General features: G+C 63.3%; 11 protein-coding genes. 4 read left to right on the top strand and 7 right to left on the bottom strand.

The window, feature by feature from the left end; translation table 11 throughout:
- Positions 1–132: 132 nt before the first annotated feature.
- The 7 genes from E6W33_RS03885 to E6W33_RS03855 form a co-directional block, all read right to left on the bottom strand.
- Positions 133–327: a hypothetical protein gene (locus E6W33_RS03885; RefSeq protein ID WP_136414540.1), complete on the bottom strand. Its 195-nt coding sequence runs from the start codon at positions 325–327 to the stop codon at positions 133–135.
- Between the two features lie 55 nt (positions 328–382).
- A complete protein-coding gene (locus E6W33_RS03880) occupies positions 383–1,414 on the bottom strand; it encodes a UDP-glucuronic acid decarboxylase family protein (RefSeq protein ID WP_136414538.1) in 1,032 nt (343 codons plus the stop codon).
- Positions 1,411–2,559 (bottom strand): glycosyltransferase family 9 protein, encoded by a 1,149-nt coding sequence (locus tag E6W33_RS03875; protein ID WP_136414536.1) that lies wholly within the window; start codon positions 2,557–2,559, stop codon positions 1,411–1,413. Before E6W33_RS03875 ends, E6W33_RS03880 begins: the two co-directional genes overlap by 4 nt.
- Complete coding sequence (locus E6W33_RS03870; protein ID WP_136414533.1) at positions 2,556–4,274, bottom strand: carbamoyltransferase C-terminal domain-containing protein; 1,719 nt, start codon at positions 4,272–4,274, stop codon at positions 2,556–2,558. The genes E6W33_RS03875 and E6W33_RS03870 overlap by 4 nt, the downstream gene beginning before the upstream one ends.
- 195 nt (positions 4,275–4,469) lie before the next feature.
- The gene (locus tag E6W33_RS03865) at positions 4,470–4,817 is read right to left on the bottom strand and encodes a PQ-loop repeat-containing protein (protein WP_136414531.1); all 348 of its coding nucleotides are present in this window, start codon (positions 4,815–4,817) and stop codon (positions 4,470–4,472) included.
- A gap of 16 nt (positions 4,818–4,833) precedes the next feature.
- The gene (locus E6W33_RS03860) at positions 4,834–6,144 is read right to left on the bottom strand and encodes a cation:proton antiporter (RefSeq protein ID WP_282183682.1); all 1,311 of its coding nucleotides are present in this window, start codon (positions 6,142–6,144) and stop codon (positions 4,834–4,836) included.
- A 129-nt stretch (positions 6,145–6,273) separates the two neighbouring features.
- Positions 6,274–7,440, bottom strand: a complete 1,167-nt coding sequence (locus E6W33_RS03855) for an Hsp20 family protein (RefSeq protein ID WP_168798516.1) — start codon at positions 7,438–7,440, stop codon at positions 6,274–6,276.
- Between the two features lie 478 nt (positions 7,441–7,918).
- Here E6W33_RS03855 and E6W33_RS03850 point away from each other — a divergent pair, with 478 nt between their 5' ends.
- The 4 genes from E6W33_RS03850 (at position 7,919) to E6W33_RS03835 (ending at position 13,025) form a co-directional block, all read left to right on the top strand.
- On the top strand, positions 7,919–9,673 hold the full coding sequence (locus tag E6W33_RS03850; protein ID WP_247869505.1) for an ABC transporter ATP-binding protein/permease: 1,755 nt from the start codon (positions 7,919–7,921) through the stop codon (positions 9,671–9,673).
- A gap of 252 nt (positions 9,674–9,925) precedes the next feature.
- Positions 9,926–11,068, top strand: coding sequence for a glycosyltransferase family A protein (locus tag E6W33_RS03845; protein WP_136414526.1), 1,143 nt, complete (start codon positions 9,926–9,928; stop codon positions 11,066–11,068).
- Positions 11,065–12,066 (top strand): radical SAM protein, encoded by a 1,002-nt coding sequence (locus tag E6W33_RS03840; protein ID WP_136414524.1) that lies wholly within the window; start codon positions 11,065–11,067, stop codon positions 12,064–12,066. Before E6W33_RS03845 ends, E6W33_RS03840 begins: the two co-directional genes overlap by 4 nt.
- A gap of 8 nt (positions 12,067–12,074) precedes the next feature.
- Positions 12,075–13,025, top strand: coding sequence for a glycosyltransferase family 4 protein (locus tag E6W33_RS03835; protein WP_136414518.1), 951 nt, complete (start codon positions 12,075–12,077; stop codon positions 13,023–13,025).
- The last annotated feature ends 10 nt before the right edge of the window (positions 13,026–13,035 follow it).

The following is a 13,035-nucleotide window of genomic DNA, read 5'->3' as shown; positions in this document are numbered from 1 at the left end:
GAAGGCGGCAATCGTGGCGGGCCAGGCATGTGATGACGTAAAGCATCCCCTCCCCTTCGGGATACAGGCATGGAGAGCCAAGCCGCGCGCAATGCGCGGTCAAGGCTGCAAATCAGCGCGGGTTCCTTGCACCTACATCTCGCCCGGCGGCGCAGGCGCCGGTCTTGCGGGAATTTCAAGTTGCGCCGTCGACACGTGTCCCAGTGACGTCATCGGACGCGGCGGCGAATACGGCGGCCTGGGATCGCCCGGCCCCTCCCCGCAGGCGGAGAGCAGCAGCACCAGACTCGTCATGACTACCGCCAACCTGCCAGCCACTGGAAACATTCCGCGCTTTCCGCTGTATCGATTCATGATCGCACCTCACACCGTAAGGCCACCTTCATTTCGACATATCGGGCGCATGCAAAGTACGTTCCTGCGCCGCGACGTCTGCAGGCATCAATAATTCGTCGTCGATCAGGCCCGGGCGCAACTGCCGGAACCAGGCAATCGTCCTGCTCAAGCCTTCGGTCAATGCAACTTTCGGCTCCCAGGCAAGCATGCTGCGTGCGAGTCCGATATCGGGACGGCGCCGCACCGGGTCGTCGCTCGGCAAGGGCTTGAAGACAATCGGCGAGCGCGAGCCGCACAGTGCGACGATGCGTTCGGCCAGCTCCAGCATGGTGTGTTCGACCGGGTTGCCGAGATTGACGGGTCCACAAAAGCCGTCGGGTGTCTGCATCAGCTTGTCGAACGCGGCAATCATGTCGTCCACGTAACAGAAGGAGCGCGTCTGCGAACCGTCGCCGTAGATGGTGAGCGGCTCGTCGGCCAGCGCCTGCATGATGAAGTTGGACACGACACGGCCGTCGTTGGGATGCATGTGCGGGCCATAGGTATTGAAGATGCGTGCGATCTTGACCTGCAGCCGGTGCTGCCGGCGGTAGTCCATGAACAAGGTTTCCGCGCAGCGCTTGCCTTCGTCATAGCAAGAACGCAAGCCGATCGGATTGACATGCCCCCAATAAGCCTCGGTCTGCGGATGCATCTGCGGGTCGCCATACACTTCGCTGGTGGACGCCTGCAGGATTTTCGCCCGCACCCGCTTGGCCAGCCCCAGCATGTTGATCGCGCCGTGCACGCTGGTCTTGGTGGTTTGCACCGGATCGTTCTGGTAATGCACCGGCGACGCCGGACAGGCGAGGTTGTAGATTTCATCCACTTCCACATACAGCGGAAAAGTCACGTCATGCCGCAGCAGCTCGAAGCGCGGGTGCGCCAGCAGATGCGCGATATTGCGTTTGCTGCCGGTGTAGAAATTGTCGACACACAATACGTCATGGCCTTGCGCCAGCAAGTACTCGCACAGGTGCGAACCGAGAAAGCCCGCACCGCCGGTGACCAGGATGCGTTTGCTGTCGGCTTCTCTCATAGGCGCGCTCCGGTGAGATTGTGGCTCGTGATGTTGTTCGCGTGGAAGTCATGGTGCGGCATGTCGCTGTCCAGCAGGCGCGCCGCCGTCATGGCGACCGTCTCCGCACTCACCTCTTCCGCGCATTCATGCGCGGTCGGACAGATGCGATGACCGCAAGGGCGGCAGGCCACATCGACGCTGATCACCTGATGGCGCGCGGTGTCGAGCGGCGCCCAGCGGCCAGGATCTGAACCGCAGGAGACGATCACGCTGGGCGTGCCGACCGCTGCCGCGACATGGGAGATGCCGGTGTCGTTGGCAACCACCAGCCGCGCCTGCGCGATCAATGCGGCCAGCGCGCCCAGCTCGGTCTTGCCAGAGAGGTCGAGCGCCGGCATGCGCATGGCACGCTGCACCGTTCGCACCAGCTCCGCTTCCTCGGGAGAACCGGTCAGCACGATCTTCATGCCCTGTGCCGCGAGGCGGTCTGCCACCTCGGCAAAGCGCTGCGCCTGCCAGCGGCGCGACGGCAGACGCGCACCCGGATGGACGCAGACATAGGTGCCGGGCTCCGGCACGCTGAGATGGCTGCGCTGCATCGCGCGGTAGTCGGCATCGGTCAGCGGAAATTCAAGATGCGTCCCATGCGGGCTGGCGCCGAGGTATTCCATCAGGCGCACGCCGCGCAAGACTTCGTGCTCGCGCTCATCCCACGGAAGATAGTGAATCGGATCGGGGCAATACTCGCCGGGCAAATAAAAGCCGGCACTGCACTCGGCACCAAACAATACCGTAAGCGGATTGCTGATCGTGCCGCTGCCGTGCAGTTGCAGCGCGAGGTCGAAGCGCTGGCGGTGCGCCTCCGCCAGGAAGTTCGGCACCGCCGGCAGGTGCAGGCTCGTCTCCGGCAGGCCGGGGAAGCCGGGGAAGACCAGCAGGTGATTGACGTACTTGCTGAAGCGCTTGACGAAGGAGGTCGCCCAGGGCAAGCCGATCAGCGTGATGTCCGCCAGCGGCGCGGCCGCACGCAGCGCGCGCAGCGCCGGAACCGCGCACAACATGTCGCCCAGTTGCAGCGCGCGAAATACCGCGATCTTGCGCGGCGGCGTGGCGCCGAACAGGCGAACGGGACTGGAGCCGGGCATGCCGTGTTCTCGCATCATGGCTTTTCCACTATGAAGGAGCCGATCGCCAGTGCGTCGAGCGGCGTGGTGCAGAAGGACTCGACCGCATCGCGCGGGGAGCAGACCACCGGCTCGCCGCGCGTGTTGAACGAGGTGTTGATCAGGACCGGCACGCCGCTGCGCTCGCCGAAGGCGCGCAGCAGGTCGTAGTACGCCGGATTCTGCGCACGGTTGATGGTCTGGATGCGTGCCGTGCCGTCGACATGCCGCACGGCGGGAATCCTGTCCGCCTTGTCGGGGCGGACGTCGTACACGAACACCATGAAAGGCGACACGTCACCGTTCACGAACCAGTTGGCAGCCTCCTCTTCCAGCACCACGGGCGCGACCGGACGGAAGTCTTCGCGATCCTTGATCTGGTTGAGGCGCTGCTGCATAGCCGCGTCCAGCGGCGACGCCAGGACGGAACGCGCGCCGAGCGCACGCGGGCCGAACTCCATGCGTCCCTGGAACCAGCCGATCACCTTGTTCTGCATCAGCAGGCCGGCCACTTCCGCAGACAGGTCCTGCGCGCGCCGGTAGCGCAGCTTGGCCTGCTGCAGGAATTGCTCGATCTCCTGATCGTCGTAACTCGGGCCGAGGAAAGCATGTTCCATGTGCCAGGATCGCTTGCCGGCGCCGCGCTGCTGGCTGTCGATCCAGAGCGCCGCACCGAGCGCCGTGCCCGCGTCGCCCGAGGCCGGCTGCACCCAGACGCGCTTGAACGGTCCCTGGTCGCGTACCTTCGCATTCATCACGCAATTGAGGGCGACGCCGCCGGCCATGCATAGGTTTTCCGCGCCGGTCCGCTGATGCAGCCAGTCGACCATCTTCAGCACCGTTTCCTCCAGCACGATCTGCAGCGAGGAGGCGATGTTCATGTGTCTTTGCGTGAACTCGGTGCCGCGTTCGCGCCGCGGGCCGAGCAGTTTTTCCCAATCGGCGGGCCTGACCTCATACGCGCCTTCGCCGAGGTATTGCACGACCTCGCGCAGCTGCTGCGCGTACATCGGCTTGCCGTACGAAGCCAGCGCCATCACCTTGTATTCATCGGAAGAATGCAGGAAGCCGAGGTAGTCGGTCACCGCTTCGTACAGCAGGCCGAGCGAGTGCGGCAGATTGATTTGCTTCAGGCGTCGATAGCGCCGGTCCTGGTACAGGCCGTAACTGGTGGTCGCCGCTTCGCCGCGTCCGTCCATGGTCAGCACCGCGCACTCGTCGAAGGGCGCGGCGACGAAGGCGCTGGCCTCGTGTGCGAGATGGTGCTCGACGAAATGCCAGGTATACGGGCCGTCGTGCCGCACGCCCTGAAAACGCTTCCTGAGATGATGCGGCGCGCCGCTGGCGAGCTGGCGCGGCGCGTTCACGATACTCGACAGGAACAAGGGGTCCCACGGCGACAGCCATTCGCCCAGAGGATGGGCGGACGGCTCCAGCGGCAGGCTGATCGTCGCCTGGTTCCGGTGTTCGCCGAGCAGCAGCGACGGGTCGTAGGAATAGGCGACATGCTGCACGTCGGCCAAGGCAATGCCGGCCTCTTTCAGGCAGTAGTCGATCGCGTGAAAAGGCAGCTGCCAGGTCGAGAACGGCACCGGGCGCTTGCCGTGCTTGATGCGGGTGAAACGTTCTTCCTCGGCGGCGGCAAGCACCACGCCGTCGCGCACCAGGCAGGCAGAACAATCGTGATAGGCAGCGTTGATTCCAAGCGTATACACGTTCCCTCCGAGGTGATTCCGCGCTCAGGAATTGTTCACGGACACGTCAAATCCAGAAAGACATCCTTCCATGCAATGCTTTTCAAGCAAGTGACATACCTGCCCGGCACCTACCCGTGTCAGAACTGCTTCAGCAAGGCTGCCCATGCGTAAAAACTGCATGGCCTTGTAAATCCGGGAAGCTTCCCTGGGCTTTTACCTTGCGGCCCCGCCCTTGGCAGGATGGGACCGATGCGGCTCACTTTGACCATCATGTCCCTTTTCTTCGTGCCGCTGCCTGCGCTCGGTCAGATGTTTGTTGCGCAGGTAGATGCATTCGCCCGCGACGGCGGTCAGGAAGATGAAAAAATTGGCGAAAACGAACACCCAGTTATCGACCAGGAAGCTGTAGAGGGTAAAACCGATGGAGGCGGTCAGTTGCCCGACGAATAGCCACCTGGAGACGCCTTCGATGCTTTTCGTGCGCCACTGGGTATAGACCTGACGCGAGATTGTCGCCACGAGGATGGCGGCGCTGAGCCAGCCGACCAGATCGGTTGCCATGCATGTCCTTTCACAATCAGGCGCGCGGCTTGCCGCGCCTGTGATAGTTGTCCATCAACGGTGTCGCCGAGATCCCGTGCAGCAGGACGGATACCGTGACCGCGGTCAGCACCAGGGACACCACGCGCTGCTTTTCGGCCATCGGCCATTCGTACTGCAGCGCAAACACCAGGTAGTACAGCGAGCCGATGCCGCGTATGCCGAACCACGCCATCAGCCAGCGCTGCGCCCTGTCCACGCGCGCGCCCAGCAGCGAGGCCAGCACCGCGAGCGGCCGCACCACCAGGAACACCACGACTGCCAGCAACACGCCCTGCATCGACAGCCCCGCAGCGGAAAGCATGATCCCCATCAGCAAGACCATCACGAATTCGGCGATGTGTTCCAGTTGCTGGTTAAAGCCGAGCACCGTTTCGGCCATATAGGCCGGAGCCTTGTCCGGATCAGTCGCCACCGCCGGCTCGTCGCCGGCCGGCACCGCGCCGATCACCTGCGAGGGCTGCGTCGGGCCGCTGGCCTGGTGTTCGATGCGCCGCATGGCCACGCCCGCGGCGAACACCGCGATGAAGCCGACGCCATGGATCAGGTGCGCCACGCCGTAGGACACCGCGATCAGACCGATGGTGAGGAATTCCTCCATGCCGAGCGCCTGGTGATAGCGACGCCGCAGAAACAGCGCCAGGCCGACTGTGCCGCGCGCCATCAGCCAGCCGCACAGGAAGCCGCCGACGATGCCCCACAGCGCCAGCAGGATCGCGGTCGGCTCGCCGTAGGCGCGGCCCTCGGGCACGCCAAGCAGGAACAGCGCGAACATCACCACCGGATAGGCCGTGCCGTCGTTCAGTCCACCCTCGCCGCTCAGGCTGAAGCGCAGGCGGTCGCGGTCGCCGACATCCTTGATCTGCACGTCCGAGGCCAGCACCGGATCGGTCGGCGACAGGATGGCGCCGAGCAGCGCCGCCACACCGAGCGACAAGCCCAGCAGGAAGTAGGCCACGCAGGCAATCAGCACCGAGGTCACGAGCATGCCGATCACGCCGAGGCGCATCGGCAGCCGCCAGATGCGGTCGCGCAGCGGAACACGCAGCTTGAGCCCGACGGTAAACAGGGAAATGAGCAAGGCAATTTCCGTCAGCAGGGTCAGCAGCGCGGCATTCCGATACGGATCGAGCGCGACCAGCGACACGCCGGACGGTCCCAGCAGAAAGCCGATCGGCAGGTACAGCATCGCCGGACTGAGCGGAATGCGATGCCAAATTGTGCCCATCAGGCCCATCAGCAACAGCACCGAGCCGATGATCAGATACCAGATCGTGACCGTTTCGATTTGGAAATCTCCGGTGGGGCGAGCGGCAATGCTTCCGATATTTCCGCCGACGCCGGTTTGCCATCCTGCAGGATGGACTGCGAGGCTGGCAACTTGTTCCTTGCAATTTCCGATCGGAATGATCGCGCGCTAATGCGGCGTCTGGATATCCAGCCTGCGCCCGTGCCGCCGATGGCTTTCGATCGGCACCGTGATTTCAAGCACGCCGTCCTGCATCGAGGCCGACGCCGCCTCGGCATTGGCGCCCGGCGGCAGGGCAATCACACGATAGAAATGGCCGTAGGCGCGTTCCGAGCGGCGCAGCTCCTGCGGCGCATGCGGCGCTTCCGGATGACGCTCGCCTTCGATGGTCAGCCGGTCGTTGTTGATCTCGACCTGCACGTCGTCGCGCTTGACGCCCGCCAGCTCGGCGCAAACGATGAAGCGGTTTTCGCGTTGCGCTGTCTCCACCGGCGGCGTCCAGCTTCCGGGCGCCTGCTGCATCGCGCGGCCGGCCAATGCGGGCGCGCCCATGAAACGCTCGAAGAAGCGGTCCATGTCTTCCGACATGCGACGCATCACGGTAAACGGTCCGCTCCATACCTGGAGCAGGTCGGGCAGCCATGCCTGTCCGTTTCCGGCCTGTGCCGCACCGCCTGCTGCAGTCTGCTTGCGCTGCGCTTGCGACGACTGCTGCTCCTCTCCGCCGGCATGCGCTTGTCCGCTGCGCGCCGCTTCCTGCCGCTCGCTCGCCGTCTGGCCGACGGTCTTGCCGATGGCTTCGCCGCCTGTGCGCCTCTGTTCGGTTTCGTTGGGAACTGGCCCCTGTTCACGTGCATCACGTGCCTCGCGTGCCTCGCGTGCCTCGCGCGGCTTGGTGCGCGGTTCAGACGACGGATGCGCGACCTGCTCGATGAATTTCTTGAAGCGCCCCAGGTCATGCTCGGCACGCTGCGCAATCATGGTTTCCGCATTGCCGTGCTGCGCCAGTACCTGCTGCTTCGGATCGCATTCCATGGTCAGCGTCATGCGCGTGCGCTCCGCCTGCATTTCCTGCAGTTCGACTTTTCCTTCATAGCGCGGCCCGTTGGTGTTGCGCCACGCGATGCAGCGATCCGGAACTTGCTGCGTAATCTCTGCATCCCATTCCATGTCCAGGTTGCCGGACCGGGTGTGCCAGTGCAGATGGGTGTCGTCGACCTGGCGCACTTCCTTCACATCATCCATGAAGCGCGGATACTGCTCGAAGCGCAGCAATTGGTTGTACGCGGTGCGCGCCGGCACGTTGACCTCGATCGTCTGTTCAATTCTTGCCATGTTGAATCTCCTTCTTTGCTTTCCACGATGCACCGCCTCGCCATGCCGTCTCGCCGGCGCTGCCTGCGCGAACGCCCGGACACAGACACAAGCGATGTTTTCCCGCGAGGTCCTTGCAGCGGGAAAAGCAATGAAGACCATGGTGCATGGCGTCGTGGAATAAATAGTGCTAAGAGCACTTGCTGCGTTCGGGACGCGCAAGCGGCGAAGTGGGACGGGCCAGCGGGTGCAACTTCCATACCAATGCACGATGCAGCATGGCCGCAAACGCGCCCTTCCGATCAGGATAGACAGCCGCGCGTCGATGTTCAAATGCGTTCGCCGACGAGAACCGGCTGTCCGACATGCAATCCGGCACATTTTGCAAGGCCGGCTTGTAAAGATTACAGCAGGTCAAATGTGTGAATGAACATGACAAAAAAGGTCTTCAATGAATATGCGTGACGCGACTCAACAGCCAACAGGCCAAAGCAGGATCGTGGGCGAACTATGGGGGCTGGTATCGAAATTCCGCTGGCGCATTGCCCTGTCGGTGCTCTTCCTCATCCTTGCCAAGCTGGCTGTCGTATCGGTGCCGCTCGCGCTCAAGCGCATCGTCGACGAACTGTCGCGCCCCGAGCAGGTGCTGATGCTGCCGGCCGGCCTGCTCGCGGGCTACGCGATACTGCGCTTTTGCAGCACGCTGTTCAATGAATTGCGTGACCTCGCCTTTTCGCGCGTGACGCAATACACGGTGGCCACCTATGCACTCAACACCTTTTCGCACCTGCATGAACTGGGCGCGCGCTTTCATTCGCAGCGCCGCCTCGGCGGCCTGTTGCCCGACATCGATCGCGGCACCACCGGCATCGCTTTCCTGCTCGGCGTCGCGCTGTTCACCATCGTCCCGACCCTGCTCGAAATCGGCATGGTGATCGTCATCATGACCGCCCGCTACAGCCTCTGGTATACCGCCGTCCTGGCAGTGAGCTTCATGGTGTACACCAGCTTCACGCTGGTGTTTACCGCGCGGCGTGCCATTTTCCAGCGGCGCGTCAACCGGCTCGACTCGAATGCCAAAAGCCTGCTGGCCGACAGCCTGATCAACTACGACGCGGTGAAGTTCTTCACCAACGAGAAGGTGGAAGCGACGCGCTTCCAGCACATCATGAACCACTGGACCGACGCCGTGGTGGCCAACCAGAAGGCGCTGTTCATCCTGCATGTCGGCCAGAGCGCCATCATCGCCATGGGCGTCGCCTCGGTAATGCTGCTGGCGGGCCGCGATGTGATGACGCACCACATGACGGTCGGCGACCTGATCCTGATCAACGCCTATGTGATCCAGATCTGCCTGCCGCTCAACACGCTCGGCTTCGTCTATCGTGAAGCGAAGGACGCGCAGATCAATGCGGAAAAACTGCTCCAGCTGTTGCGTGAAAGGCCGGAGATCGACGAGCCGCCCGGTCTGCCCGACTTGCGCGTGAGCCGGGGTGAGGTCATTTTCGATAACGTCGGCTTCAGCTATGAACCATCGCGCCCCATCCTGCATGGTGTGAGCTTCCGCATTCCGCCGGGCGGCACGGTTGCGGTGGTGGGCGGAAGCGGGTCCGGCAAGTCGACGCTGGCGCGCCTGCTGCTGCGCCTGTATGACGTGGGCGGCGGCTACATCCGCGTGGACGGCCAGGATATCCGCAGCATCAATACCCGCAGCCTGCGCGAAGCCATCGGCGTGGTGCCGCAGGAAACCCTGCTCTTCAACGACACCATCGCCTATAACATTGCGTACGGCCGCATCGGCGCAACCATGGACGACATCATCGCCGCCGCCAAGGCAGCGCATATCCATGAGCTGATCGACTCGCTGCCGCAGCGCTACGACACGCCGGTCGGCGAGCGCGGCGTCAAGCTGTCCGGCGGCGAAAAGCAGCGCATCGCACTGGCGCGCGCGATCCTGAAAAATCCGCCGCTGCTGATCTTCGACGAAGCCACCTCCGCGCTCGATACGCAATCGGAACAAGCGATCCAGCGGGAACTGGACAAGCTGGCGAAAAATCGCACCACGCTCGTGATCGCGCATCGCCTGTCGACCGTGGTGGACGCTACCGAAATTCTCGTCATGCACAAGGGCCGCATCGTGGAACGCGGTACGCACACGGACCTGGTGCAGCAGGACGGCGCCTATGCGCGGCTATGGAAGTTGCAGCAACGTGCTGAGGCGGACGACCAGCGCGCCGAAAAGGAAATGGTGTGAGACCTAATGTGATTCGGATCGACAGCCGCGCAGCGCGCGCATCAGATGCAGCGGACGCTGCCGGAATGAAATCCGTTTGACCGTTCTCAAGCCGAGGCGATGGCGCGGGAATTGCATCGTCCTCTTGTCGCCAAACAAGCAATAACACCCGCCAGGTGATTCGTCTGACTCAGGCGGTTTTTACGTCAGTCCACAAACTGCGTGCGCTGACGCGAAGGCCGCTCCCAACCCAAGATTTTCCAGGACAGTTCCATGACGAAAATACTTGCATTTAACCGAGACCGGAGAGGCATCAGCGCCGACAGCGAAGGCAAGCAAGCGGATGCCGACCGATCGGCACGGCAGCACCATTTCGGCGTGCCGCGCTCCGCGCCTCCCTTGAGCAGCGTGGACAGCTCGGACACGCGCAAGACCCCGGTTGAACTGGCCGTGTCCATCGTCGTCCCGACGCGCGGACGGCCGCAACTGCTGAGCCGCTGCATCGCCAGCCTGGTGCTGCAGCGCTTCGATCCGGAACGCTTCGAAATCATCATCGTCGACGACGGGCCGAGCGACGATACGCGCGAAGTAGCGAGCGGCTGGGCCGCCCATACAGCGGGCTCGGGGCCGCAGATCACCTATATTCCGTCGATGGGCCCCTTCGGCCCGGCGGCTGCGCGCAATCACGGCTGGCGCGCGGCGCGCGCGCCCATCATCGCATTCACCGACGACGACACGATTGCCAGAAGCGACTGGCTGAAGAACGGCGTGCGCGCCTTCAACGAGGACGTGCAAGTGGTGTGCGGACGCATCGTGATGCCCCTGAACGGCACGCCGACCGACTACGAGCTGGACGCGAAAAACCTGGAGACGGCCGAATTCGTCACCGCCAATTGCTTCTGCCGCAAGCACGTGCTGGAAGACCTGGGCGGCTTCGACGAGCGCTTCCGCTTTGCCTGGCGCGAAGACTCGGATCTGCATTTCCGTCTGCTCGACTATCGCGCCAACATCCGGCGCGAGCCGACGGCGGTGATGATGCATCCGATCCGCCCTGCCGGCTGGGGCGTGAGCCTGTCGCAGGTGAAGAAGGTGCAATTCGACGCGCTGCTGTACAAGAAGCATCCCACGCTTTACCGGCGCAAGATCCGACCGAAGCCGCGCTGGGACTTTTACCTGACGGTCGCCGCGCTCATGGTGTTCGTCGTGGCCTTGCTGGTACAATCCGCCGGCGTCGCGCTGGTGGCGGGATTGGCCTGGCTGTTCATGACCGGCCGTTTCTGCGTGAGGCGCTTGTGGAATACCTCCAAATCGCCGAAGCACATCGCTGAAATGATCGTGACCTCGATACTGATTCCGCCTCTCGCAGTGTTCTGGCGTGCGGTCGGAGCATTCAAGTTCCGTGTGGGTTTTCTATGACTGCGCTTCCCGGCTTCGTGCAGATCGAGCCGGTGGGCCAGTGCAATCTGCGCTGCCGCATGTGTCCGATCCAGTTTCGCGGCGAAGGCGAACCGGGCCAGCCACGCGCCTTCATGGACTTCGATCTGTTTTGCAGGCTGGTCGATCAGTTTCCGGAGATGACGGAGCTGCAACTGCAGGGATTGGGCGAGCCGCTGCTGCACCCGCGTTTTTTCGATATGGCCAGGTACGCCGCACAGCGCGGTGTCCATGTCTCGACCAATACCAACCTGACCGTGTTGAGCGAGGCGCGCGCCGAGGAATGCGTCAAGAGCGGACTCGGGACAATGCACATCTCGCTGGACGGCGCGACGGCCGCAACGTATCAGGAGATCCGCGTGCGCTCGCGCTTCTCGCGCGTGTTGCGCAACCTGCGCCGGCTGGTGCAGGCCAAGACGCGCTTGCGCAGCGAACTGCCGCACCTGAGGCTGGTGGCGGTCGTCATGCGGCGCAATCTGCCCGAGCTGCCGCGGCTCATCGAACTTGCGCATGACGAGGGCATCGATACCGTATTCGTGCAGCACTTGTGCCACGACTTCGGCGAATCGACGCTGCCGGCCCGATACCAGCCGATGCGATCCTTCATCGATCAGCAAACACTGCTCGACGTGGACAGCGAAGCTGTGGAGCACTACTTCAATGCGGCACGCGCGCAGTCCGCCGCGCTCGGCATCACACTGCGCCTGCCGAACCTCACACCGCGCGCCTATCCGCCCGAGATGTCGGGGCGGGAACGCTGCGACTGGCCGTGGCGCGGCTCCTACATCAGCTATGACGGCAAGGCCATGCCCTGCTGCATGGTGGGCACGCCGGATCGCATTCACTTCGGTGACATGGCGCAAAACGGTGTTGCCGAGGTCTGGAACAATCAGGCCTACAACCGGTTCCGCGAACAGCTCGCTTCTGCCACGCCGCCCGAGGTGTGCCGCAGTTGCGCCCTCTATGCAGGCACTTTCTGATCGATGACATGCAGCGACGATTGAAAATTCTCACCTGGCATACGCATGGCAGCTATCTTTATTATCTGACGCAGGCACCGCACGACTTTTATGTGCTGTCCAAGCCCGATCGCCCGCCCGGCTATGGCGGACGCTGCGGCCACATGCCCTGGGGCGACAATGTCATCGACCTGCCGGTCAGCGCGGCCAAGGACGCGCAGTTCGACTGCATCCTGTTCCAGGACGACGACCAGTTTCTGAAGGACCAGCATGTGTACCTGAGCGAAGCGCAGCGTCGCCTGCCCCGCATCTATCTGGAACACGACCCGCCGCGCGAGCATCCGACCGACATGCGCCATCCGGTCGATGACCCTTCGGTCCTGCTGGTGCATGTGACGCCGTTCAATGCGCTGATGTGGGACAACGGGTGCACGCCGACGCGCGTCGTCGAGCACGGGGTGATCGTGCCAGGGGACGCCGCATATCGTGGCGAGCTGGCGCGCGGACTCGTGGTGATCAACAACATCCGGCAACGCGGCCGACGTCTCGGCGGCGACCTGTTTTCGCTGGCGCGCGACAGCGTGCCGCTCGACCTGGTCGGGATGGGCGCGCAGGAAGCAGGCGGCATCGGCGAAATCCAGCACGATCAACTGCCGGCCTTCGCGGCGCAATACCGTTTCTTCTTCAACCCGATCCGCTATACCAGTCTCGGTCTTGCGGTGATCGAGGCCATGATGATCGGCATGCCCATCGTGGCGCTCGCCACGACCGAAATGGCAACGGTCATCGACGACGGCGTATCGGGTTATGTGAATACCGATCTGTCCATTCTGATCTCCCGCATGCGCGAACTGCTGGATGATCCGGCGCATGCAGCAAAACTCGGCGAGAACGCGCGCCGCCATGCGATGGAGCGCTTCGGCATCGAGCGCTTCGTGCGTGACTGGGACAGCGTGTTCCGCGAGGTCACGCAACTTTGACGATACCTGC

Source organism: Herbaspirillum sp. ST 5-3 (assembly GCF_004804275.1).
Classification (GTDB): domain Bacteria; phylum Pseudomonadota; class Gammaproteobacteria; order Burkholderiales; family Burkholderiaceae_D; genus Noviherbaspirillum.
Note: the sequence above shows the minus strand (reverse complement) of the source record. Positions and strands in the feature narration are given on the sequence as shown.